The following is a 22,310-nucleotide window of genomic DNA, read 5'->3' as shown; positions in this document are numbered from 1 at the left end:
CTCGTGTCCGAGATAGAGGTTCGCCCGGCGAAGCCCTCCGACTACGACGCCATCAAGGCGGTCGTCGACGACTGGTGGGGCGTGCCGGTCCAGAGCGGGCTGACGCGTCTGTTCCTCGACCACTTCCACAACACCAGCTTCGTCGTGTACGCCCACGGCCACCTCGTGGCCTTCCTCGTCGGCTTCCTCTCGCAGGGGCAGCGCGACCTCGCGTACATCCACTTCGTCGGGGTCGCCCCGACGTTCCGGCGCAGCGGCGTGGGGCGCGAGCTCTACCGGCGGTTCTTCTCGCTGGTCCACTCGGCCGGCCGGACCCGCGTCGCCGCGATCACCTCGCCGCGCAACACCCGGTCGATCGCCTTCCACACCGCGATGGGGTTCCGCGTGAGCGAACCGATCGCCGACTACGATGGCCCGGGTGCGGACCGTGTCTACTTCGACCGATTGATTGACGAATGACGTTTTCGATCCACCGGCTCGGCGTCGAGCGGCTCGACGACTTCCTCGCCCTCGCGGTCGACCGCCAGTGGGCGCCCGAACGGGAGAAGTGCCGCCTGCTCTACGAGATCGGCGAGGTCCACGGCATCGACGCCCCCGACGGCGACGGCCTGGCGGCCACGGTGGCGCTGGTCCGGTTCGGCACCCGGGTGACCGCGATCAGCATGATGCTGGTGGCCCGCCGCTACGAACGCCAGGGCATCGGCGGCCGGCTGATGCGCCACGCCCTCGACCTGGCCGGCACCGAGACCACGACCCTGAGCGCCACCACCTACGGCCGTCCGCTGTACGAACGCCTCGGCTTCCGCGCGACCGGCGTCTGCGACGTCTACACCGGCGCGTTCACCGGAACGGCGTCCGGACGCACCGAGAAGCTGACCGACCTCGCGGCGGTCACCAAGCTCGACGAAGAGGTCTTCGGCGCTCCCCGAACCGAGCTGTTCGCCCGGCTGCCCGACTTCTGCGAGAGCTTCCGGGTGACCGACGGAGGGTTCGGCGGCGCCTGGCACAACGGCCACGTGACCGTGCTCGGCCCGGTCGTGGCGGGTTCCGCCGCCGACGCCGAAGACCTGCTCAGCGACCTGGCAGCCGACGTGACCGGCCCGATCAGGGTCGAGTCGGTACTGCCCGCCGCCGCCCGGTGGGCCCGCGACCACGGCCTCACCCCCGCCTTCAGCACCACCCTCATGGAGTACGGCAAGCCGATGACCACCGACATCTCCCGCGTCTACACCCCGGTCATGCAGGCGCTCACGTGATCCTCGACGGCGGGCTGGCGACCCATCTGGAGACCCTCGGCCGCGATCTGAGCGACGACCTCTGGTCGGCGCGGCTGCTGTCCGACGACCCCGGCGTGATCCGCCGCGCCCACCTCGACTTCTTCGCCGCCGGAGCCGACGTCGCGACGACGGCCAGCTACCAGGCGACGATCGAGGGCTTCACCCGGCACGGCGCGTCTCCCACCGAGGCCGCCGCGCTGATCGTGTCGTCGGTCGAGCTGGCCCGGCAGGCCCGCGACGAGCACGGCGCGGGCCTGGTCGCGGCCAGCGTCGGGCCCTACGGCGCCTACCTGGCCGACGGGCAGGAGTACACGGGCGACTACGGCGGCCTGACCGAAGACGACCTCTACGCGTGGCACCGCGACCGCTTCCACCTGCTGGCCGGCGCTGGCGCCGACCTGGTGGCGGCCGAGACCATCCCCTCGCTGCCCGAGGCCAGGGCGCTGCTGCGCCTGTTCCGCGAGACGGGCGCCGACGGCTGGATCAGCTTCTCCTGCCGCGACGACCACACCATCAGCGACGGAACCCCCTATGACGAGGCGGCCGCCGCGCTCGACGTGCCGGTGGGGGCCAACTGCACCAACCCGGCCTACATCGCCAACCTGATCGCGCTGGGGGCGCGGGTGGTCTACCCGAACTCGGGCGAGACCTGGAACGCGCAGGACCGGACGTGGGAGGGCGTCGGAAACGACTTCCCCGTGGCCGACTGGGCGGGGGCGACCCATGTGGGCGGCTGCTGCCGGACCACACCGGCGCAGATCACGGCGATCAGGCGGCAGCTCGGCTGACCGGTTGCTTCACGTGAAACACGCGCGTCAGCCCGCGAGCAGGGCCGCCCGGTCGGCGGCCGACAGGCCCGCCTTGTCGAGGTGGGCGAGCAGTTCGCGGTGGGCCTGCCAGACCTCGGGCGAGACGCCCGGGAGGTCGTAGTGGTAGTCGACCTCGACGGCGGTGTCGGAGGACACGTCGAGGATGAAGTGCTTCACGCCGTTCACGGCGTCGCGGAGCTCGGTCAGGGTCTCGGCCGACACCCCCGAGCGGATCGGGGCGTCCACCGGGCGGGCGTACCAGACCTCGATGTCACGGTCGAGTGCGCGTTCCCTGCTGACCCTGACGGTCAGCCGGTGGACGGCGGTCGTCACCGCAACCAGCCCCTTCCGAAGACGTGTTCAAGGTCGTGCTCGACGTCTTCGAGAGCCGCTCTGGTGATGTTCCGTATCGGCACCATCGACCGCCCCACGACCACCTCGGTTCCGTCGTAGAGCAAGAGTAGGCGACTGGCCGTCGTCGTTTCGCGCCATCTGACCGACAGCGCATGTAACCGGGCCAGGGTGTAGATCCGGTCGACGACTTCGCGGTAAGAGGTCACCATGTCTCCACTGTGCGTGGCGGAAAAGCGCAGCTCAATGACGTCATGGACGCGCCGATGCCCTCCGGCGCACATTGTTACCTTTTCGTTGGCCGAACCCGATCGCGCCGGGCGGCGTATCTCCGGGCGTGAGGCGACCCGTGCTCGTGTGCGCGCTGGCCCTGGCCGCGGGGCTGGGTGCTCTCGTGCTCGTCCAGCTGTTCGGCGGGCCGCGTGACCTGCCCGCCATCCGAGGGCTCCCCTCGCCGGGGGCCTTCACCACATGGGGCCTGCCGATCATGCGGCTGGTCCACGACCTGTGCGCGGTCGGCACGGTCGGATCGCTGCTGGCGGCGGTGCTGCTCGGCGAGAAGGACATCCTGGCGCGGGCGGTCCCCCGCTGGGCGCTGGCGTGGGCGGGCAGCGCGGCGGCGACCGTGCTGCTCACGCTCTCGGACTTCGTCGGCGCTCCGGTGCTCGAAGCGCTGCGGTCGGGGATGCTCTCGACCTTCATCCTGTACGTCCCGCAGGGGCTGTCGTTCCTGATCGTGTACGTCCTGGCGCTGGCGATCACCCTGCTCAGCTTCGTGGCCAGGAGCCGGCCCTGGGTGCTGCTCGTCGTGGCCGTGCTCGCGGTGCTGCCGCCCGCCTACGCGGGCCACTCGGCCTCGGCCGTCGACCACGACTTCGCGGTGTCGAGCCTGCTCGTCCACCTCGCCGGGGTCGTCCTGTGGGTCGGCGGGCTGTTCGGGCTGCTCGCGTTCATGCGCGAGGCGCCGGTCAGGGCGGTCGAACGGTTCAGCGCGCTGGCGCTGTGGTGCTACGTCACGGTCGCGCTGTCGGGCCTGCTGAACGCCTGGGTCCGGCTGGGCCGGGTGGAGCTCCTCTGGTCGTCGGAGTACGGCATCCTCGTGCTCCTCAAGCTGGCCGCGATGGTCGCGCTGGGGTGGTTCGGAGTGCGCCACCGGACCCGCACCATCGCGGCCCTCACCACCACCAAGGTCCCGTTCCTGCGGCTGGCCGCCGGAGAGCTCGTGCTGATGGCCGCCACGATGGGCCTGGCCGTGGCGCTCTCGCGCACCCCGCCGCCGCCCGGCGAGTCGCCGGCCCACGGCGTGCTCGGTTTCTACCTGCCGATCCTGGCCCCCGGCCGGCTCGTCACCGAGTGGCGGCCCGACCCGATCCTGCTGCTGGCCGTCGCGCTCGCCTGCGCGGCCTACTTCCGCTGGTCGGACCGGCGGCGTCCGGTGATGTGGGCGACGGGCCTGGCCCTGTTCGCCTACGCGACCGTGGGCGGCCTCGGCACCTACGCCCGCGCGATGGTGTCGGTGCAGCTCGTCCAGTGGGCCATTGTGGGCGCGCTGGTCCCGGCGCTGCTGGCGATGGCCTGGCGGCCGTGGCGGCCCCCGGCCTGGCTCGGCCTGGTGACCGCAACGGTGCCCTCTTTGGCCCTGTTCACGACGCCGCTGTTCGAGCTGTCGCAGTCGGTGCTGGCGGTGCGGCTGATCGTGCTGCTGGGGCTGGCCGTGGCGGCGTACACGACCATCTGCAGTGGGATCTGGCCGGTCATGGCCGGGGCCCAGGCGCTGGTCGCCCTCTATCTGCTGTTCGGCCCGGCCCAGGGCCGGGGCTGGTATTCGCAGCTCGACGACATCACCTGGCTGCCCGCCGGCGACCAGTGGCTCGGCGCCCTGGTCTACGCCGCGATCGCGGCCGTCGCCGTCGCGACGGCGCGGCTCTCACCGAAGAAGGAGGACGGTCATGCCCCTAGTCGTGACCAGACGCTGGACGCTGCCGATCCTCGCGCTGGCGGCGATCCCCGTGATCTGGTGGGCCATCGGGGGCGCTGAGTCCCAGGCCACCGGCCATCACGCGGTGGCGCCGACGCACACGCTGGAGGAGATCACCGGCGTCATCGGCTGCACGCCGGAGATCCAGGGCCAGCAGCCCGACATGCGCCAGGCGATGTGCAGCGCCCCGACCTACCAGTCGGTCGTGCTCACCTTCAAGGCCGACAAGAACCAGACCGACTGGCTGAAGGGCGCGCAGGCCTACGGCGGCACCTACCTGGTCGGCACCCGCTGGGTCGTCGTCGGCCCGGAGAAGGAGCTCAACGGCCTGATCCCCCGTCTCGGCGGGCACGTCGAGGTGGCCGAGCACGGCGGCCACTCCTAGCACTTCGGGGTGGCCCGCATGCCCACGTAGCAGACCTGACTGCCGTCGGCGAGCGTGGCGAAGACGACGGGCATGTAGTCCTCGCTGAACGAGGGGCCAGCGCCGGAGGCGGCGAACACCGTGCCGGTGACCGGCTCCAGCGTCATCTCCAGGTCGGGCGACAGGTCCTTCATGTCGTCGACGAACGCGTACCGCATGCGGGCCGCGCCGTCGGGATGCCGCGAGACGGTGATGACGACGCCCTCCCGCCGGTAGGTGCCGAGCAGCGGGGCGAGGTCGACCTCAGGAGCGGGGTCGGCGGGCGCGAAGGGCGCGGGCATGGCGACCCCGGCGAGCTCGGCGAGCAGGTCGCGGAACAGGTCGGCGTACAGCAGGCGGGCCGCGCCGCCGTTGGTCAGCAGCACCAGCGCCACGTTCGCCGACGGGACGACGCGCAGATAGGCGTACTGGCCGATAGCGGCGCCGTCATGGCCGTAACCGGCGACGCCGTCCCAGTCGTAGAGGGTCCAGCCGAGACCCCAGCCGTCGGCGCTGACGGTCCACTTGTCCGGTACGTCCACCTCGCGGCGCTGCATCGCGGCGACCGCCCCCGGCGACAGGACGTGGGCGCCCCCTTCGAGGTGCATGCGCGCGAAGCGGGCCATGTCTCCGGCCGAGACGATGACCCGGCCCGCCGGTCCGGCCGCGCGGGGCATCGGGTCCCACGACGGCGCGGGATCGGGGTCGGCGCCGGGTTCGCCCAGGTGGCTCATGGCGACGCGATGGCTCAGCGCCTCCTCGGGCAGCGTCATCGAGCGGTCGAGGCCGAGCGGCTCGAAGAGGAGTTCCCTGAGCGCCCGGTCCCAGGTGCGGCCGGTGACCGTCTCGATGAGGCGGCCCAGCACCACGTAGCCGAGGCCGCCGTAGGAGACGGCGGTGCCGGGCGGGCAGTCGAGCGCCACGTAACGGGCCGCCGCGACGTAGTTGGCCAGGCAGTCGTCGCCCCGGCCGCCGTCGAAGTTGAAGTCGTTGGTGACGCCGCCGGTGTGGGAGAGCAGCTGCCGGACGGTGATCGTCTTGGTGGCGGCGGGGTCGGGGGTGGCGAACTCGGGCAGCTGGTCGGCGACCGGGGCGTCGAGGTCGATCAGGCCTTCGTCCACCAGCCGCATGACCAGCGTGGCGGTGTAGACCTTGGCGATCGAGCCGGACAGGAACACCGAGTCGGTGGTCACCGGCACGCCGGTGCCACGGTGCAGCACACCGCTGGCCAGCTCGTGCACCTGGCCGTCGGCCAGCACCGCCAGGCTCGCGCCGGGCACGTGGTGGGCGGCACGCAGCTCGTCGAGACGCGACTGCCAGCGGTGAAGATCGAATGGTTTCATGCGAACACCGTACGCATATGCGAACACTGTACGCAAGTGGATACGATGGCAACATGACGAGCGACAAGCCGCCCACCCCCTCGGTGTGGACCCGCCCCCACCCGAAGCGGACCAGGCCCGCGCTGAACCGCGAGCGGATCGTCGCCGAGGCCGTCCGGCTCCTCGACGACGAGGGGCTGGAGTCGCTGAGCATGCGCACGCTGGCCGTCCGCCTGGGCACCGCGGCCACCTCGCTCTACCGCCACGTCACCAGCAAGGACGAGCTGATCGAGCTGGTCGTCGACGAGCTGTACGGCGAACTCGACGTCCCCGACCCCGCCGCCGAATGGCGCGCCCCGCTGGCCGGCTGCGCCCGGAGCCTGCGGGCGATGATCCTCCGCCACCCGTGGGCGGCCTCCGTGCTGGGCCAGGTGGGCCTGGCCGAACTCGGCCCCAACCTGGCCCACCAGTCAGCGCGCCAGCTCGCCCTCTTCCACGCCGCCGGGTTCCCGCCCGGCGAGGCCGAGCGCGCCATGGACGGACTGCTCGCCTACGTGATCGGCATGGGTGTCAGCGAGGCGGCCTACCTGTCGCTGCTGGTCCGCACCGGCCAGACCGAACACCCGCGCGAGCTGCGCGACGGCACCTTCGACTACGGCCTCGACCGCTACCTCGACGGCCTCCAGGCCAGACTCGCCGCCCTCTAGGCCGTCAGCCGCGCCCTGACCCGCTCGGCGCGCTCCCTGGCCGTCTTCGACGTCGTCTCGACGACGCGGCCCGCCACGAGGACGGCCCGCACATCGCCCCGGCCCGCCGATCCCACGACCGCCCTCACGGGGTCGGTCACCGGCGCCATCCCGGGCGTGTCCGTGGAGATCATGACGAGGTCGGCGTGCTTGCCGGGCGTGAGCGAGCCGATCTCCCGGTCGAGCCCGATGGCGCGGGCGCCCTCGATCGTCGCCATCTTGAGCACTTCGGCCGCCGGCGCGCCCGGCAGCGCGGCCCGCATCACCGAGAACAGGTCGCCGGGCACCGTGACAACGGTGTCGACCCCGAGCCCCGTCGTGATCCCGTGAGCCCGGAACCTGGCGGTCTCCGGAGCGCCGTGCCCCATCTGGGCCTCCACGGCCGGGGTGACCGTGGCCGTGGCGCCGGCCTCGGCCATCAGGCGCAGGGCCTCGTCGGTGAAGCCGTTGCCGTGCACGACCATCACGTCGGGCCCGAGCAGCCCGTGCCGGTGCATGCTCTCGACGGCGCCCGTTCCCGTGGCATGGAGACTGATGTGTAAGCCCAGCTCACGCGCCGTCTTCCAGTCCTGTACGGCCTCCTCGACCGGCCCGTAGACCGGGCCCGTGGCGGCCAGGGCCAGGGCGATGTGCGCCGGCGGGCGGAGCCGGGGCAGCGCCTCCCGGTCGGGATGGGCGAACACGGCCCGGACGCCCGCCCGCGCCAGCCCGTCGAGCGCCGCTTCGGGGTGGGGGACGTGCGACCAGTCGTAGACGGTGGTGATCCCGGCGTCGAGGGCGTCGAGCGCGCCCCAGTGGTTGGCGGCGTGCACGTCGTCCTCGGTGAAGGAGGGCGCGAGCCGGCCGAGCACGAGATCGAGGTATTCGCCGAGGGTCGAGTCGGGGTTCAGCGACCTGAGCACGCTCTGCCAGACGTGGCGATGGGCGTCGACCAGACCGGGCATGACGATCGCCCGCTCCGCGTCGACGACGTGATCTGCGGCCAGGTCGCGCCCGACGGCGGCGATCCTCCCGTCTTCGATGAGCAGGTCGCCCTCGACGACGCGGGGCTCCGGGTCGGTGTCGAGCAGGGTGGCATTGGTGATGAGAGTGCGCACGACAAGATTCCTTTCGAGAAAGCTTTTTGGAAAGCTATCAGGCAAGGCATCTAGACTCAAGACCATGGATCGCGTGGACGAGATGATCACCCGGTGGCGGGCCCAGCTCCCCGAGGCCGCCACCACCGAACTGGAGATCGCCAAAAGGGCGGGCCGGCTGAAGGGGATGATCGAAGAGGTCACCGCCCGCGTCCTCGGCGCCCACGGCCTGACCTACGCCGACTTCGACGTGCTCGCCACCCTGCGCCGCGAGGGCGCGCCCTACCGCCTCAAGCCGAGCGGCCTGTCGAACCAGCTCATGCTCACCACGGGCGGCACCAGCAACATCCTCCAGCGGCTCCAGTCGGCCGGCCTGGTCGACCGCGAGCCCGACCCGACCGACGGGCGGTCGTCGTGGGTCCGGCTCACCCCCAAGGGTGTGGCCATGTCCGAACAGCTCGCGATGGAGACCACGAAAGCGCATCGGGAGCTGCTCGCGCCGGTCTCCCCCGAACGCCTGCGCACCCTGGCCGACCTGCTGCGCGACGTCCTCACCGACCTCGGCGACGGTGTCTGATGTGAAGGTTTTGTGATTGCGGGCACGAAGTTCAACACCTGAAGACTTCGCACCAATACGCTGTCCGCCATGAGGCGATTAATCGCATTCGCCGGGAGTGCGGCCATGGTGGGCACGGTTCTCGCCACCCCGGCCGCCGCCGCGCCCGCCGACCCCCTCCAGGCACTCGCGGCCAAACTCGAAAGCGCCCACGGGGTGCATTACGAGACGGTGCAGAGAACCGACGACGCCACCTTCAAAATCTACGGCGACCTGCAATTCGGATGGTCCCGGGTGAAGGCCAATCGCGCCATCGTGGAACGGGTCCTCGGGCCCTCTGCCACGCAGGAAGAGCGGCACGAGAACATCAGCGAGACCATCTGGGTCGGCGACGACGTCTTCCACGACGACGACAAGGGCGGATGGAAGCTGAACGACGACGTGACGGCCGCGGGGCTCGACGATCCCGCCGTCCACGCGCTGTCGGTGGCGGAAATCGGCGCACTGCTGAAATCGGCGAAGAAGAAGTCCGCTGGGGACGTCCTCGACGGAGTGTCGACGACGGTCTACGAAGGCCGGAAACGCGGGAAGACCCGCGTGACGGACTGGAAGGTCTGGATCGGCAGTGACGGTCTGATTCGGCGGGTCACGAGTGACACGGCGAATAAGAATGGAAAAGACCGCACGGTCCGCGACACCTATCTCACCGAATGGGGCAAGCAGGTCTGGATCTACGCCCCTGACCAGCGGTTTGTCACGTCCACTGCGTGACGGAACCAGTTTTGCGACCTTCGCTTGATAACCCTGTCCGGATGGGACAGGGTTATCGGCAATCACGACAGACGGGGTGACGGAAAAACAATGAGGCGATTAATCGCGACCGCTGCGGCGTTCGTCATGGTGACCGCGCTGACCACGGGGGCGGCGCAGGCCAAGGCGGCAGATCCGGTGGCGGCGCTGGCCGCGCAGCTCAAGAGCGCCCACGGCGTCCACTTCAACTCGGTCAGCAAGATCGACCCCTCCCTGGGGTTCAAGAGCAGGTCGTACGGCGACCTCCAGTTCGGCCGGTCCCGGGTGACGGCGAGCAACGTCATCACCACGAGCGCCACCGACGGGCAGCTCCCGAAGGAGTTCACCGAACTCTTCGGCGAGTTCACCGACTCCTCCTCCCAGACGATCAACCTCAAGGGCGCGACCTACCTGAACGGCGGCCTGGTCGACCTCTTCGATCTGCCTCCGGGCAAGAGCTGGATCAGGTTCAAGGGCAAGGGCAACTCGTCGGGGCTGGGCGGATCGGCCATCAACGTGCTGTCGCCCAAGGAACTGCGCACCCTGCTGAAGTCGACCACGTCGAAGAAGCCGGGTGGGGTCGTCAACGGGGTGGCGACCACGCTCTACACCGGCAAGCAGGGGATCAACCTGAGCCTGCCCCACTTCCCGCTCTACTGGACGCTCAACTGGAAGCTGTGGATCGGCAACGAAGACGGCCTGATCCGCCGCATCACCACCCATGACGTGCTGCAGTCGACCGATGCCAAGGGCAAGCCGGTGAAGGTCGTCCTGGGCACCGACACCTACCTGACCAACTGGGGCAAGAAGGTCTGGATCGACGCTCCGGCCGAGAAGTACGTGATCGACTTCACCGATCCCGCCCTCGACATCAAGCCGAACATCATCGGCGCGATCAACCTCGGCGACTGACCCGCCTCCGCACCCCGCCGGTTCGGCAGAATCGGCGGGGTGACGTCTTTCGAGGAAGTCGCCGGTTACCGCGACGAGCTGCGGGCCCACTGCTACCGGCTGCTCGGCTCCATGGAAGACGCCGAGGACGCCGTACAGGAGACCCTCCAGCGGGCCTGGCGCAACCTCGACGGGTTCGAGGGCTCGGTGCGGGCCTGGCTCTACAAGATCGCGACCAACCGGGCGCTGACCCTCATCGGGCAGCGGAAGAGGCCGATCGAGCTCGGGCCGCCGATGGTCGTGGAGAGCGCCGAGGCCCAGGTGCTCATCCGGGAGAGCGTCGAGCTCGCCTTCGTGGCGGCCATCCACCATCTGACCCCGACGCAGCGGGCCGCGCTGCTGCTGCGCGACGTGCTCGGCTATTCGGCCCGGGAGGCCGCCGACATGCTCGGCACCTCGGCCGCCGCGGTGCACAGCGCGGTCAGGCGGGCGCGGGCAGTGCTCGCCGAGCAGGACTCGCTCGGCGAGGAGGGCCAGCGCGAGGCCGCCGCCCGCTACGCCGCCGCCTGGACGGCAGGGGATCTCGACGCGATCGTCGGCATGCTGACCGACGACGCCAAATACACGATGCCGCCGCTCGACGAGCGCTACCACGGACACGCCGAGATCCGGCGGTTCCTCGTCGACGGGCCGCTCGCCTGGGGCTGGCGGTTCGCGCCGACCGCGTCGCCGAAGGTCTGGGTCACCTACCTGATCGACGACAGCGGGGAGAGAGCCGTCAGCGTCGACGTCCTCGTCTTCCGGGGGCCGAAGATCTCCGCGGTCGTCTCGTTCGTCAGCGACGAATTCGTGCGGTCCCTCGGGTTCTAAGGGTATGGACGACATTCGCAAGCTGATCGAGAACTGGGCCCGCGCGGTCCACGAGGGCGACCTGGCGCAGGTCACCGCCCACCACACCGACGACGTGGTCATGTTCGACGTGCCGCCCCCTTACGAGGGCGTTCGCGGCCTCGACGCCTACCGGGCCACCTGGCCCGGCTTCTTCGAGTGGCAGCGCTCGGGCGCGGTCTTCGACATCGAGTCGCTCGACGTCGTCGCCGGGGCCGACGTCGCGTTCGCCTTCGCCCTCGCCCGCTGCGCCGACGCCGGCGACACCTCGCCGGTACGGCTCCGCCTCACCTTCGGCCTGACCAAGACCGAAGGTGAGTGGCGGATCGCCCATGAGCACCACTCGTTCCCGTCGGAGCCCACGGACGAGACCGTTTAGGGCTCGTAGGCGAGGTTGGGGCGCAGCCAGCGCTCCACCTCGTCGACCGGCATCCCCCGCCGGGCCGCGTAGTCGTGGATCTGGTCCTTGTCGAGGCGGCCGACCGTGAAGTAGCGGGAGTCGGGGTGCTGCAGGATCAGGCCGCTGACCGCCGCCGCCGGGGTCATCGCGTAGGACTCCGTCAGGCCGATCCCGACCTCCTGCGCGCCGAGCAGCTCGAACAGGTCGCGCTTCTCGCTGTGGTCGGGGGTGGCCGGGTAGCCGAGCGCCGGGCGGATGCCGCGGAACTTCTCGGCGTGCAGGTCTTCGAGCGCGGGCTCGGCGCCCGGCTCGAACCACTCGCGGCGGGCCTTCAGGTGGATCCACTCGGCGAACGCCTCGGCCAGGCGGTCGGCCAGCGCCTTCACCATGATCGACTTGTAGTCGTCGTTGTCGGCCTCGTAGCGGGCCGAGAGGGTCTCGGCGCCCTGGATGGCCACGGCGAAGCCGCCCATGTGGTCGCCCTCGGGGGCCACCCAGTCGGCCAGGCACCGGTGGGGGCGCCCCTCGGGCTTCTGCGTCTGCTGCCGCAGCATCGGGAACCGGCGGTCGCCGATGACGATGTCGTCGCCCTCGGAGTGGGCCGGCCAGAAGCCGTAGACGCCCTCGGCCCGGAAGGAGCCGTCGGCGATGATCTGGTCGAGCATGGCGAACGCGTCGTCGTAGAGCTCGCGCGCCTCGGGCCGCTCCAGGATCGCGGGGTACTTGCCCTTGAGGCCCCACGCCAGCCCGAGGAACTGCCAGTCGATGAACTCGCGCAGCTCGGCGATCGAGGGGCTCACCCGGCGTACCCCGGTGAACTCGGGGGTCGGCAGGTCGTCGTAGGAGACGGCGGTGCGGTTGGCCCGGATCTTGCTCAGCGACAGCAGCGGCTGGCGGATGCGGGTCTCGTGCTGCTCGCGCAGCCGCTCCTGGTCGGCCTTCGACTTGATCGCCAGCTCCTTGGCCCGGGCCGGGTCGAGCAGGTCGGAGACCACGCCGACGACGCGCGAGGCGTCGAGCACGTGGAGGGTCAGCGCGTTGTAGGCCGGCGCGATGCGGACCGCGGTGTGCTGCTTGGACGTCGTCGCGCCGCCGATCAGCAGCGGCGTCGACATGCCGCGCTGGGTCATCTCGCTCGCCACCGACACCATCTCGTCGAGCGAAGGCGTGATCAGGCCGGACAGGCCGATCACGTCGGCCCCCTCGGCCTCGGCGACTTCGAGGATCTTGGCCGCCGGGACCATCACGCCCAGGTCGATGACCTTGTAGTTGTTGCAGCCCAGCACGACCCCGACGATGTTCTTGCCGATGTCGTGGACGTCGCCCTTCACCGTCGCCAGCACCACGGTGCCCTGGCCGGACTCGGACTTGTCCTGCTCCATGAACGGTTCGAGGTAGGCGACCGAGCGCTTCATCACCCGGGCGCTCTTCACGACCTGCGGCAGGAACATCTTGCCGCTGCCGAACAGGTCGCCGACGATCTTCATGCCGTCCATCAGCGGGCCCTCGATGACGTCGAGCGGCCGGGCCGACTGCTGCCGCGCCTCTTCGGTGTCCTCGATGATGAAGTCGACGATCCCGTGGACGAGGGCGTGCGCCAGCCGCTCGCGCACCGGCGCCTCGCGCCACGACAGGTCGACGACCCGGGCGGTGCCGCTGCCCTTGACCGTCTCGGCGTAGGAGACGAGCCGGTCGGTGGCGTCCTCACGCCGGTCGAAGATCACGTCTTCGACGAGTTCCAGCAGCTCGGCGGGGATGTCTTGGTAGACGGCGAGCTGCCCGGCGTTCACGATGCCCATGTCGAGCCCCGCCTTGACGGCGTGGAACAGGAACGCTGAGTGCATGGCCTCGCGGACGACGTCGTTGCCCCGGAACGAGAACGACAGGTTCGAGATGCCGCCGCTGATCCGGACCCCGGGACAGCGGTCCTTGATCAGCGGGAGGGCGTCGATGAAGTTCTTCGCGTACGCGTTGTGCTCGCTGATCCCGGTCGCCACGGCCAGCACGTTGGGGTCGAAGATGATGTCCTCGGCCGCGAACCCCGCCTGCTGGGTGAGCAGGTCGTAGGCGCGGGCGCAGATCGCGACCTTGCGCTCGGTCGTGTCGGCCTGGCCCTGCTCGTCGAAGGCCATCACGACGACGCCGGCGCCGTAGTTCTTGATCTGCCGGGCGTGGTCGAGGAAGACCTCCTCGCCCTCCTTGAGGCTGATCGAGTTGACCACGCCCTTGCCCTGGACGCACTTGAGGCCGGCTTCGAGGACCGTCCACTTCGAGCTGTCGACCATGATCGGCACCCGGGCCACCTCGGGCTCGGTCGCGATCAGGTTCAGGAAGGTGGTCATGGCCTGCTCGCTGTCGAGCAGGTCGGCGTCCATGTTGACGTCGAGGAGGTTGGCGCCGCCGCGCACCTGCTCCAGCGCGACGTCGACGGCCGCCTGGTGGTCGTTGCCCTCGATGAGCCGCCGGAACTTGGCCGAACCGGTCACGTTGGTGCGCTCGCCGATCATGACGAACCCGGTGTCGGGCCCGATCGCGAACGGTTCGAGGCCGGAGAAGCGGGTGGCCTTCGCGGGAGTGGGCACCTCACGCGGCTTGAGGCCCTTCACGGCCTCGGCGATCTTGGCGATGTGGGCCGGGGTGGTGCCGCAGCACCCGCCGGCGATGTTGACCATGCCCTGCCGGGCGAACTCGCCGAGCAGCGCGCCGGTCTCCTCGGGCGTCTGGTCGTAGCCGCCGAACGCGTTGGGCAGGCCGGCGTTGGGGTGGCTGGCGACGTACACCCCCGCGATCTTCGAGAGCTCGGCCACGTGGGGCCGCATCTCGGTGGCGCCCAGCGAGCAGTTGACCCCGACGACCAGCGGCTCGGCGACCTCGATCGACCGCCAGAACGCCTCGACGGTCTGCCCCGAGAGGGTGCGCCCGCTCAGGTCGACGATGGTGACCGAGATCCACAGCGGCAGGTGGGGCGCGACCTCGCGGGCGGCGGCGATGGCCGCCTTGCAGTTGAGGGTGTCGAAGATCGTCTCGATCAGCAGCAGGTCGACCCCGCCCTCGTCGAGCGCCGCGATCTGCTCGATGTAGGCGGCCTTGACCTGGTCGAACGTGACCGCCCGGTAGGCCGGGTCTTCGACCTTCGGCGACAGCGAGAGCGTGACGTTGAGCGGCCCGACGGAGCCCGCGACGAACCGGCCGCCGAACTCGTCGGCCGCCTGCCGCGCCAGCCGCGCGCCCTGGAGGTTCTGCTCCCGCACGAAGCTCTCGGCGCCGTAGTCGGCCTGCCCGAAGCTCGTCGCGGTGAAGGTGTTGGTCGTGGTGATGTCGGCCCCGGCGGCGAGGTACTGCCGGTGGACGTCGAGGATCACGTCGGGCCGGGTCACGTTGAGCATGTCTGGGTCGCCCGCGTAGCGCTCGTCGCCATAGTCGGCGGGGGTGAGACCGGCGCCCTGGAGCATGGTGCCCCATGCGCCGTCGAGCACCGCGACCCGGTCGGCGAGCAGCTGACGAAGATCCACTGAGCCTCCTCCGAACGATGGAAGAGGCGACCTTGTCGGGGTGGTTCCAGCCGAGCGTGGCGGGCGTTGACCAGCCCGTTGCAGCGCCTCTCGACCTGTGGACCAGTTTAACAAACGCTTCGGCTGTCAATACCATCGAAACTTTTCGGCGTTTCAAACTGGGTCTTTCTCACTTTGCCCGACACGGTTAGCATCCGATTTCGGAACATCTCCGAAACATTTTGGAGCCTGACCCCCCAAAGGAGAGAGTTCGATGAGACGACTGGTGGTCATCGCGGCCACGGCGCTCGGACTCGTGGCTGTCCTCAGCCAGGGACCCGTGTCGGCTAATGGGCGGCCCCCGGCCGTACAGGACCAGAGCCTGAAAGCCCTGGCCGCCCGGCACAACCTGGTGATCGGCACCGCCATCAGCAACGACGCTCTGGCCGAACCCCAGTACAAGGCCATCGCCACCCAGCAGTTCAGCAGCGTCACCCACGAGAACGCCATGAAGTGGGAGAGCCTCGAACCCACCCGCGGCACCTACAACTGGGCCCCCGCCGACGCCTTGATCGACTTCGCCAGGAAGAACAACCAGAAGGTCCGCGGCCACGTGCTCGTCTGGCACAACCAGCTGCCGACGTGGCTCACCGAGGGCGTCGCCAACGGCACGATCTCCAAGACCGAGCTGCGCGACCTGCTGAAGAAGCACATCACGACCGTGGTGAAGCGCTACAAGGGCAAGATCTGGCATTGGGACGTCGTCAACGAGGCCGCCAGCGACCCGTGGGACACCCCTTCCGAGATCCACCTGAAGGGCTTCTGGGCCCAGAACCTCGGCCCGACCTACATCGCCGACGCCTTCCGCTGGGCCCGCGCCGCCGACCCCCACGCGCTGCTCTTCTACAACGACTACAACATGGAGGCCTTCGGCGACCGGGGCCCCTCCGACAAGGTCTGGTTCATCTACAACCTGATCAAGAACCTGCGCGCCCAGGGCGTGCCGATCGACGGCTTCGGCTCCCAGGGCCACCTCGGGACGCAGTACGGCAACTTCGACGCCTTCCAGGTGAAGGAGACCCTGGACGCGTTCTCCGACCTGGGGATGGTCTCGGCCTTCACCGAGGTCGACGTCCGGAGCCAGATGACGGCCGGAGTCCAGGCCGGCGACACCAACGAGATCAACCCGCGCCTGCAGGCGTCGGCGCACAACTTCAGCGTGCTGCTGCAGGCCTGCCTGCTGAACCGGCACTGCCTGTCGTACACGGTGTGGGGCTTCACGGACAAGCACTCGTGGGTGCCGACGTGGTTCACCAACCCGCCGGAGGGCCTGGCGACGCTGTACGACGAGAACTACCAGCCGAAACGGGCCTACAACTCGATCAAGTCCGACTTGATCTTCGCGGGCCCGCCGCACGTCCAGCCCCGACCCCGCCGCTGATCCACGAGGGGCCGTGTGACACGGAATGTGTGACACGGCCCCACTCGTGAACGATCACCAGAAGTGGAACCTGAGGATGATCCGGCCAGCCCCATCGAGGCGGTCCTGGCGTCGGTGATCAAGCTGAACGTCCGGCCTTCGCGGGACGGCTCCCCCAAACGCCACCAGCCGCTGACCCTGCTGTGGGCCATCGGCAGAGCGGTCCGGAGCGAAGAGCGAATGGTGGAATGGCCTGAGGTCAAGAAAGCGGTCGCTGGTCTGATCAGAGAGTTCGGCCGGGCGGGTGACGCCGCGACCCCGCACTATCCCTTTGTCGCCTTGCACAACACCCGGCTCTGGAAGCTGTCCGAGCCGCCGCCCAGCGACCGCCACTTGACGTGGTTGAACTCTGCGGACCCGCCCATCAGGGGTGGGTTCACTCGTCCCATCCACGATCTGTTCGTCCGTTCACGAGCCGCCGCCGAGACCGTCGTCGACCAGCTGCTGTGCGACTACTTCGACGACGCCGACGAGGCCGCGCTCCTCGGAGCGGTCGGCCTGGCCGAGCTGGCGGCGACCCGGCGCGAATTCACGGGCACGCTGACCTACAACGCCGTGGTCGCCAGGCGCGGCGAGCAGGCGCTGCTCCGGCGGCTGCTGATCAGCGGTGGAGCCCGGTGCGCGCTGTGCGGTGCGGAGTTGCCGAAGGCGTTGCTCGTGGCCGCGCACATCAAGCGACGCACCGCCTGCGACGAGCGGGAGCAGCGGGATCTCGACAACGTCGCCATGCTGGCCTGCACGCTGGGCTGCGACAGCCTCTACGAGCACGGCTACATCGGCATCTCGGACGCCGGCGTAGTCAGGCTCAGCCCGGAGCTCGTCGGCCACCCTCACCTGCGCGACCATGCCCTCCGCCTGGACGGACGCGAGGTGGCGGCGTGGAGTGACTCAAGCAGGGACTACTTCGCCTGGCACGCCGCGAACGTCTTTCGCGCGCAGGTCGTGGACGAACCTCGCCAGCACCGGTGACGAGTCGGAGGATCGCCACAGGGCCGCCGCGCTGATCGTGGCCGTCGGACCCTTCAGCGGGACGAAGGCCACGCCCTCCCTGCGGAGGCCCTCCGTCGAGGCCGGGACCAGGGCGACGCCCAGGCCGGCCGCGACGCTCATGAGCTGGGTCGAGACCTGGCAGACGCGGTGGGTGACGTCGGGGCGGAAGCCGGCGGTCGTGCACATGCCGTGGACGGTCTCGCCCCACTGCGGGCAGTCGTCCAGTTCGAGGACGACGAAGGGATCGTGAGCGAGGTCGGCTATCTCGATCACCGGACTGCCCGCGAGGGGATGGTTGACCGGCAGGGCCGCGATGAACGGTTCGACCGAGAGGATCCTGCCTTCCGGGCAGTCGAAGCTCCCGATCCGGGAGATGAAGGCCACGTCCACATCGGGTGGCTGGCTCGTGGTGCCCAGGGGCAGTTCGAGCAGGTCGACCCGCACGCCGGGGTGCCGGTTGCGGAAGTCGGCGAGCATGGCCAGGAAGGGGGCCGACGAGGTCGTCGGCATGTACGCCACCCTCAACCGCCCCAGCTCGCCGCGTCTGGCCCGGTCGGCGACCGCCTGCGCGGCCTTCGCCTGGGCGAGGGTGCGCCGGGCCTCGACCAGGAACAGCTCCCCGACGTGGGTCAGGCGGGTGCGGCGTTTCTCCCTGATGAGGAGTTCGACGCCCAGGACCGACTCCAGCTTCTGGATCTGCTGGGACAGGGCCGGCTGGGCGATGTGGAGACGTTCGGCCGCGCGGACGAAGTGGAGCTCTTCGGCCAGGGCGACGAAGCCCTCCAGGTGGCGCAACTCGAAGTTCATGCATTCAGCTTATCCACGCATCGGAAAACGGTCTTTGATCTTATGTACGCCGTGCTCCTAGCGTCGGAGCCATGAGACTTTCAGGAAAGATCGCACTCGTCACCGGCGGCACCTCGGGCATCGGCGAGGGCATCGCGCGGCGCTTCGGCGCCGAAGGGGCGACCGTCGTGCTCACCGGGCGCCGGGCCGACCTCGGAGACCAGATCGCCAAGGAGATCGGGGCCGCCACGTTCGTGCCGGGTGACCTGACCTCGCCCGAGACCCGGCACGCCCTCGTCGCCGCCGTCGAGGCGCACGGCGGGCTGGACGTGCTCGTCAACAACGCCGCCGCTTTCGGGGACACCTTGACCGACCAGGTGACCGACGACGAGTTCGACCGGATCGTGGGGCTCAACTTCCGGGCGGCGTACCTGGTGACGCGGGACGTGGTGCCGTACCTGATCAGGAAGCCCGGCGGGCGGATCGTGAACATCTCCAGCATCGGCGTGACGCGGGCGTGGCCGGGGGCGTCGGTCTACAACGCCAGCAAGGCGGCGCTGGAGAGCCTGACGCAGACGTGGGCGCACGAGTACGGGCCCTACGGGCTGACCGCCAACGCGTTGACGCTGCCGATCGTGGACGCGCCGATGTCGCTGGCCGCCCGCGAGCACGTCGACCTGGAGGCCATTCCGTCCCGGCGGATCGGGACGGTGGCCGACGTCGCCGACATGGCGGTGTTCCTGGCGGGGGACGAATCGGGGTATCTCAACGGGGCGCGCATTCCGCTCGACGGCGGGCAGACCGCCTGACGCGTCGGTTCGGGCGGCGACTCCGGCATGGCGGCGTCTGGTCAGGCAGCGGTTGCGGGGAACACTACGAGCGATCCGTCGCTGCTGCGCTCGATCTCTATCGCGACGTCGGCATGGTGGACTCTCGTATCGAGGCCGTCGCCCAGCGCGCGCAAACGATAGACAACTTTGAGCAGGTCGTCGACGTCGCCCTGCGTGAACACGATGTTGAGGAAACCACTGGAAGGCTTCAGCTCGAGAGTAGACAGCCGCAACAGGACCGAGTCGATACCCGATTCCAGTTCTCCGACGCGACGCTCATCTTCGTGCACTGTTCCGAGGAACCTTTTGAAGGGATTGACCGTCGACATCAGTTGAGCGTGTTCGACTGCCTGAAGGACGAGCACCCGGCGTTTCAGAGCAATGGCGAGTCGGGCGAGCTCCACGTGTGCACGGAATGCGCCGCCTTCGTCATCGATGCCGGGAAATGACTTCGTCAACACACTGAGTTCGACCGGGCCGTCGGGCAGCGCAGCCAGCGCGCTCTCCCATTTTTTGAGCCGGCGCTCGGTTCGTTCGATCGCCGTGCTGATCGCGTACGACGAGGAGTCCAGTCCCAGCGATAGCCCGATCCTGCCCTGGTCGAGGAGAATCGACGTCGCCTTGCCGATCGCGTCTCGACAACCATCCAACTCGCTGCGCTCGTTCTCGAGATTGTCCTCTTTCAACTGCTCCAGGAGGTCGGTGATCCGCTCGATCGCTTGCCGACGTTGGCGATCGGCGTGGGCGCTGATGCCCACCGCGACCGCCATCAGCACAAGTGGGCCGGCCAACGTCAACGCACCTGAAAAAGCGGTCTTGCCGGCCACGGGCACGAATGTGGAGTGGGCTGCTATGCGACCGCCGGAGCCGGTCAGCGCACTGCGGACACCTCCCGCGGTCGCCTTCGCGGCCATGGGCCGAACAAGTCCGCTACCGACCTGCGCGGCGACCTTCGCCGGTACCACCATTCGGTAAAGCACGTCTCCGGTCGGAGGCGCTGGTGCCGCCGTCTGAGTCACAAGATGTGACAACTGCTGAGCGAGCGGACTGGCCGCGTGCAGCGGGATGCCGCCGTTCCGATCGCGTTCGGCCGATATCGGATGCGCTTCCAGGGTGGCGATGGGGGAATCCGCGAGGGTGGCCAGGGCTGTTCTCAGTTCTGCGAGCCTGGCCGGTGTGATGCCTCCGGCGCCCAGCACATTCGGCACGCTCACGACCTCCGTCGCAAGTGTCCATACCGGCACGGGGGCCCTGTCATCAGCGGTCACCGCATTCCCCTCTCAAATGCAAATGCCACCGCCAGATACGGCCAGCCGGTTTCGAGCGCTTCGACGCTACTACGCGGGGCCACGTCCAGAAAAGGATGGATGCCAGATGTCAGGCCCCGTTACATAATTGACGTTTCTGTCCCATTGGGAGGTGCCGTCAATGAGGGTGCCGAGCATTCGGCGCAGCGGACGATCCGCAGCTCTGCTGTGTGCGTTTCTCCTGGTGGCGGCCTGCGGCACGGAGTTCTTCCCCATTACGGTGCGGGTCGATCCTGACATCGTCCATGACATTCGCGGGATCGGGAAGGTGCTGCGGGAAACCACCGACGAGGCCACGTGGGAGAACACCACCGAGATCTCGATTGTTCTGGTGGTCGACATCGGGCGACCGGGCCCTGAGGGCGCCGTCGGCACGGCGAGCGGTCTGCTGCGGAAGCGCGGCTGGGAGGCCTCCGTGGACGGACATCCACACAGCATGTGGATGGAGTCGCGGAAGTGGCCGGACACCGAGATCATGGTCTCGGGGGTCGAGTTCTACACATCACCTCCCGGGCTTGATCCAGACGCGGAGAAGGCGCTGAGAAGCGCCGAAGCACAGACCGGATCCGCCGGAATCGTCATGTTGAAATTGCGGCGCACCCAATGGTGACCGTCCTGGTGGGAGTGCGCCCGATCCGAGCGCACTCTCACCCTGATCCGAGTTGTCGGTCCGCTGGAGTTGCGCCCGGTCCCTGACGGCCCAGCCGACGACCCGCACCGGCACGTCGGTGTTACGGAGCCCGTAAAGGTTCCCGTGGGTGCTCTCGACGTGTGACCACACCTGGTTGAGCGGGTTGTGGGTTGGTGAGAGCGGGTGCCGTCCAGGAGAGTGACGGCACCCGCCGATGGACCTAGTTCGCGAACGCCCTGACCTCAAGCAGCCCGAGCGAAGCGGTGCCCGTGCTCGTCAGCACCACTCTCAGGCGGGTGCTGCTCACGGGCGTGAAGGTGACCGAGTTGAACTGGTTCTTCGCCAGACCGTAGGAGCCCGGCACGTCGACATAGGAAGACCCGTTCCAGTACTGGAGCTTCCACGCCGACGGCATGTCGATCCCCTGCTCGTCGTCGAAGAAGTAGACCTCCGCGCGGCCGAGCGTCTGGGCGGCGGGCCACGTCAGTTCGGCCCACTGCTGTCCGGTCTCCGGCCAGGTCCCCCATCGAGGGTTCGCGGTGTCGTTCGACGACGGCGGCTGGATGCCGTCGTTCAGCGCCGCCACCGTCTCCCACGACGAGGTGTGGGAAGCCGACGGCGTCGCCGACAGGGCCAGGTTGGTGACGGGAGGCGGGGTGCCGCCGCGGTTGTAGGCGGCGATCTCCGTCAGGCCGGTCTTGGCGCTCCCCGCGTTGGTCACCTGGACGCGGATCCGCGCCGTCGTCACCGAGGGGAACGTCACCTGGTTGTAGTTCGCCCGTGGCGCGGCGGGCGTCTTGGTCTGCGACGGCACCGCCGTCCACGTCGATCCGTTGAGGTATTGGATCGTGTACGCGGACGGCGCCCGGTAGGTCGCCGACGCCGGCCGGGAGTCCTTGAACCACAGCCGCACCTCGTTGACCGGCTGCGACGAGCCCAGGTTCAGCTCATACCAGTCGGTCGCCGCCCCCGTCCCGCCCCAGAACGGCTCGTTGACCGGCAGCCCGTCGACCGCGCCGGCCACGTTGCCGCCCGAGGCCGTCGTCGAGGCGCTCCCCGAGGCGGGGATGAGCCCGGCGGCCACGTTGATCCCGGCCTTGGCCAGGACGTCGGTCATCCGGCCGCTGGTGAAGGACACCTGTGACGGCGTCTGCAGGCCCGAGTACGCCTGGTTGTAGGCGACCGTTCCCGACGTCGTCACGGAACCCGTCGCCGGGTCCCACGTGAACGGCACCAACGACCCGACCGTCGCGACCCGCGTACCGTTGATGAAGATCGAGTAGCCCTGTGGCACGCCCGGGTGGCGGTG

23 protein-coding genes are annotated in these 22,310 nt (G+C 69.3%); 15 read left to right on the top strand and 8 right to left on the bottom strand.

Annotation, left to right across the window (positions count from 1 at the left end; translation table 11 throughout):
- The first annotated feature begins 3 nt into the window (after window positions 1-3).
- From FDA94_RS22435 to mmuM, 3 genes are read left to right on the top strand one after another with little or no spacing between them, the layout of a single operon-like run.
- Entirely contained in the window at window positions 4-459 is a 456-nt protein-coding gene (locus tag FDA94_RS22435) for a GNAT family N-acetyltransferase (RefSeq protein ID WP_137249052.1), read from the top strand.
- Window positions 456-1,256: a GNAT family N-acetyltransferase gene (locus FDA94_RS22430; RefSeq protein WP_137249051.1), complete on the top strand. Its 801-nt coding sequence runs from the start codon at window positions 456-458 to the stop codon at window positions 1,254-1,256. Before FDA94_RS22435 ends, FDA94_RS22430 begins: the two co-directional genes overlap by 4 nt.
- Window positions 1,253-2,065, top strand: coding sequence for a homocysteine S-methyltransferase (mmuM, locus tag FDA94_RS22425; RefSeq protein ID WP_137249050.1), 813 nt, complete (start codon window positions 1,253-1,255; stop codon window positions 2,063-2,065). Before FDA94_RS22430 ends, mmuM begins: the two co-directional genes overlap by 4 nt.
- A 27-nt stretch (window positions 2,066-2,092) precedes the next feature.
- On the opposite strand, the gene FDA94_RS22420 is transcribed toward mmuM, so the two are convergent.
- The gene (locus tag FDA94_RS22420) at window positions 2,093-2,419 is read right to left on the bottom strand and encodes a hypothetical protein (protein ID WP_137249049.1); all 327 of its coding nucleotides are present in this window, start codon (window positions 2,417-2,419) and stop codon (window positions 2,093-2,095) included.
- Window positions 2,416-2,649: a hypothetical protein gene (locus FDA94_RS22415; protein ID WP_137249048.1), complete on the bottom strand. Its 234-nt coding sequence runs from the start codon at window positions 2,647-2,649 to the stop codon at window positions 2,416-2,418. Before FDA94_RS22415 ends, FDA94_RS22420 begins: the two co-directional genes overlap by 4 nt.
- A gap of 125 nt (window positions 2,650-2,774) precedes the next feature.
- On the opposite strand from FDA94_RS22415, the gene FDA94_RS22410 reads away from it, so the two are divergent.
- Window positions 2,775-4,475 (top strand): CopD family protein, encoded by a 1,701-nt coding sequence (locus FDA94_RS22410; protein ID WP_137249047.1) that lies wholly within the window; start codon window positions 2,775-2,777, stop codon window positions 4,473-4,475.
- Window positions 4,387-4,800: a hypothetical protein gene (locus FDA94_RS22405; RefSeq protein WP_137249046.1), complete on the top strand. Its 414-nt coding sequence runs from the start codon at window positions 4,387-4,389 to the stop codon at window positions 4,798-4,800. Before FDA94_RS22410 ends, FDA94_RS22405 begins: the two co-directional genes overlap by 89 nt.
- Here FDA94_RS22405 and FDA94_RS22400 read toward each other — a convergent pair.
- Window positions 4,797-6,161 (bottom strand): serine hydrolase domain-containing protein, encoded by a 1,365-nt coding sequence (locus FDA94_RS22400; RefSeq protein ID WP_137249045.1) that lies wholly within the window; start codon window positions 6,159-6,161, stop codon window positions 4,797-4,799. The two genes, FDA94_RS22405 and FDA94_RS22400, sit on opposite strands and share 4 nt — an antisense overlap.
- 53 nt (window positions 6,162-6,214) lie before the next feature.
- Between FDA94_RS22400 and FDA94_RS22395 the strand changes: the two genes are divergently transcribed.
- Window positions 6,215-6,847: a TetR/AcrR family transcriptional regulator gene (locus FDA94_RS22395; RefSeq protein WP_137249044.1), complete on the top strand. Its 633-nt coding sequence runs from the start codon at window positions 6,215-6,217 to the stop codon at window positions 6,845-6,847.
- On the opposite strand, the gene FDA94_RS22390 is transcribed toward FDA94_RS22395, so the two are convergent.
- Complete coding sequence (locus tag FDA94_RS22390; protein WP_170991066.1) at window positions 6,844-7,983, bottom strand: amidohydrolase family protein; 1,140 nt, start codon at window positions 7,981-7,983, stop codon at window positions 6,844-6,846. The two genes, FDA94_RS22395 and FDA94_RS22390, sit on opposite strands and share 4 nt — an antisense overlap.
- A 64-nt stretch (window positions 7,984-8,047) precedes the next feature.
- On the opposite strand from FDA94_RS22390, the gene FDA94_RS22385 reads away from it, so the two are divergent.
- The 5 genes from FDA94_RS22385 (at window position 8,048) to FDA94_RS22365 (ending at window position 11,465) form a co-directional block, all read left to right on the top strand.
- Window positions 8,048-8,539, top strand: coding sequence for a MarR family winged helix-turn-helix transcriptional regulator (locus tag FDA94_RS22385; RefSeq protein ID WP_170991065.1), 492 nt, complete (start codon window positions 8,048-8,050; stop codon window positions 8,537-8,539).
- A 69-nt stretch (window positions 8,540-8,608) separates the two neighbouring features.
- Window positions 8,609-9,289 carry a hypothetical protein gene (locus FDA94_RS22380; RefSeq protein WP_137249041.1) on the top strand — a complete coding sequence of 227 codons (681 nt, stop codon included), beginning with the start codon at window positions 8,609-8,611 and terminating at the stop codon, window positions 9,287-9,289.
- 90 nt (window positions 9,290-9,379) lie between these two features.
- Complete coding sequence (locus FDA94_RS22375) at window positions 9,380-10,219, top strand: hypothetical protein (protein ID WP_137249040.1); 840 nt, start codon at window positions 9,380-9,382, stop codon at window positions 10,217-10,219.
- Window positions 10,220-10,258: 39 nt separating this feature from the next.
- Complete coding sequence (locus FDA94_RS22370; RefSeq protein WP_212735448.1) at window positions 10,259-11,068, top strand: sigma-70 family RNA polymerase sigma factor; 810 nt, start codon at window positions 10,259-10,261, stop codon at window positions 11,066-11,068.
- Between the two features lie 4 nt (window positions 11,069-11,072).
- Window positions 11,073-11,465 carry a nuclear transport factor 2 family protein gene (locus tag FDA94_RS22365; protein WP_137249039.1) on the top strand — a complete coding sequence of 131 codons (393 nt, stop codon included), beginning with the start codon at window positions 11,073-11,075 and terminating at the stop codon, window positions 11,463-11,465.
- On the opposite strand, the gene metH is transcribed toward FDA94_RS22365, so the two are convergent.
- A complete protein-coding gene (metH, locus tag FDA94_RS22360) occupies window positions 11,462-14,998 on the bottom strand; it encodes a methionine synthase (RefSeq protein ID WP_137249038.1) in 3,537 nt (1,178 codons plus the stop codon). The two genes, FDA94_RS22365 and metH, sit on opposite strands and share 4 nt — an antisense overlap.
- Before the next feature lie 253 nt (window positions 14,999-15,251).
- Here metH and FDA94_RS22355 point away from each other — a divergent pair, with 253 nt between their 5' ends.
- Both FDA94_RS22355 and FDA94_RS22350 read left to right on the top strand, forming a co-directional pair.
- Window positions 15,252-16,418: an endo-1,4-beta-xylanase gene (locus FDA94_RS22355; protein ID WP_137249037.1), complete on the top strand. Its 1,167-nt coding sequence runs from the start codon at window positions 15,252-15,254 to the stop codon at window positions 16,416-16,418.
- Between the two features lie 63 nt (window positions 16,419-16,481).
- Complete coding sequence (locus tag FDA94_RS22350) at window positions 16,482-17,426, top strand: phosphorothioated DNA-binding restriction endonuclease family protein (protein WP_137249036.1); 945 nt, start codon at window positions 16,482-16,484, stop codon at window positions 17,424-17,426.
- On the opposite strand, the gene FDA94_RS22345 is transcribed toward FDA94_RS22350, so the two are convergent.
- Window positions 17,346-18,254 carry a LysR substrate-binding domain-containing protein gene (locus FDA94_RS22345; RefSeq protein ID WP_137249035.1) on the bottom strand — a complete coding sequence of 303 codons (909 nt, stop codon included), beginning with the start codon at window positions 18,252-18,254 and terminating at the stop codon, window positions 17,346-17,348. The two genes, FDA94_RS22350 and FDA94_RS22345, sit on opposite strands and share 81 nt — an antisense overlap.
- 71 nt (window positions 18,255-18,325) lie before the next feature.
- Between FDA94_RS22345 and FDA94_RS22340 the strand changes: the two genes are divergently transcribed.
- Window positions 18,326-19,042: an SDR family NAD(P)-dependent oxidoreductase gene (locus tag FDA94_RS22340; protein ID WP_137249034.1), complete on the top strand. Its 717-nt coding sequence runs from the start codon at window positions 18,326-18,328 to the stop codon at window positions 19,040-19,042.
- A gap of 41 nt (window positions 19,043-19,083) precedes the next feature.
- Here FDA94_RS22340 and FDA94_RS22335 read toward each other — a convergent pair whose 3' ends face one another.
- The gene (locus FDA94_RS22335) at window positions 19,084-20,331 is read right to left on the bottom strand and encodes a hypothetical protein (RefSeq protein ID WP_137249033.1); all 1,248 of its coding nucleotides are present in this window, start codon (window positions 20,329-20,331) and stop codon (window positions 19,084-19,086) included.
- A 160-nt stretch (window positions 20,332-20,491) separates the two neighbouring features.
- Here FDA94_RS22335 and FDA94_RS39355 point away from each other — a divergent pair, with 160 nt between their 5' ends.
- Entirely contained in the window at window positions 20,492-20,980 is a 489-nt protein-coding gene (locus FDA94_RS39355) for a hypothetical protein (protein ID WP_170991064.1), read from the top strand.
- 241 nt (window positions 20,981-21,221) lie between these two features.
- Here the strand turns inward: FDA94_RS39355 and FDA94_RS22325 are convergent, their stop codons facing one another.
- Window positions 21,222-22,295 (bottom strand): discoidin domain-containing protein, encoded by a 1,074-nt coding sequence (locus FDA94_RS22325; protein ID WP_137249031.1) that lies wholly within the window; start codon window positions 22,293-22,295, stop codon window positions 21,222-21,224.
- Window positions 22,296-22,310 lie beyond the last annotated feature (15 nt).

Source organism: Herbidospora galbida (genome assembly GCF_005233835.1).
GTDB lineage: Bacteria > Actinomycetota > Actinomycetes > Streptosporangiales > Streptosporangiaceae > Herbidospora > Herbidospora galbida.
The sequence above is the reverse complement of the archived record's forward strand: the minus strand, read 5'-3'. Positions and strand labels throughout refer to the sequence as shown.

Excerpts from the sequence above, each read along its gene's own strand:
- FDA94_RS22430 (WP_137249051.1), top strand. The coding sequence starts at position 456 with ATGACGTTTTCGATCCACCGGCTCGGCGTCGAGCGGCTCGACGACTTC.
- FDA94_RS22415 (WP_137249048.1), bottom strand. The coding sequence starts at position 2,649 with ATGGTGACCTCTTACCGCGAAGTCGTCGACCGGATCTACACCCTGGCC.
- FDA94_RS22405 (WP_137249046.1), top strand. The coding sequence starts at position 4,387 with ATGCCCCTAGTCGTGACCAGACGCTGGACGCTGCCGATCCTCGCGCTG.
- FDA94_RS22400 (WP_137249045.1), bottom strand. The coding sequence starts at position 6,161 with ATGAAACCATTCGATCTTCACCGCTGGCAGTCGCGTCTCGACGAGCTG.
- FDA94_RS22395 (WP_137249044.1), top strand. The coding sequence starts at position 6,215 with ATGACGAGCGACAAGCCGCCCACCCCCTCGGTGTGGACCCGCCCCCAC.
- FDA94_RS22385 (WP_170991065.1), top strand. The coding sequence starts at position 8,048 with ATGGATCGCGTGGACGAGATGATCACCCGGTGGCGGGCCCAGCTCCCC.
- FDA94_RS22380 (WP_137249041.1), top strand. The coding sequence starts at position 8,609 with ATGAGGCGATTAATCGCATTCGCCGGGAGTGCGGCCATGGTGGGCACG.
- FDA94_RS22375 (WP_137249040.1), top strand. The coding sequence starts at position 9,380 with ATGAGGCGATTAATCGCGACCGCTGCGGCGTTCGTCATGGTGACCGCG.
- FDA94_RS22365 (WP_137249039.1), top strand. The coding sequence starts at position 11,073 with ATGGACGACATTCGCAAGCTGATCGAGAACTGGGCCCGCGCGGTCCAC.
- FDA94_RS22355 (WP_137249037.1), top strand. The coding sequence starts at position 15,252 with ATGAGACGACTGGTGGTCATCGCGGCCACGGCGCTCGGACTCGTGGCT.
- FDA94_RS22345 (WP_137249035.1), bottom strand. The coding sequence starts at position 18,254 with ATGAACTTCGAGTTGCGCCACCTGGAGGGCTTCGTCGCCCTGGCCGAA.
- FDA94_RS22340 (WP_137249034.1), top strand. The coding sequence starts at position 18,326 with ATGAGACTTTCAGGAAAGATCGCACTCGTCACCGGCGGCACCTCGGGC.
- FDA94_RS39355 (WP_170991064.1), top strand. The coding sequence starts at position 20,492 with ATGAGGGTGCCGAGCATTCGGCGCAGCGGACGATCCGCAGCTCTGCTG.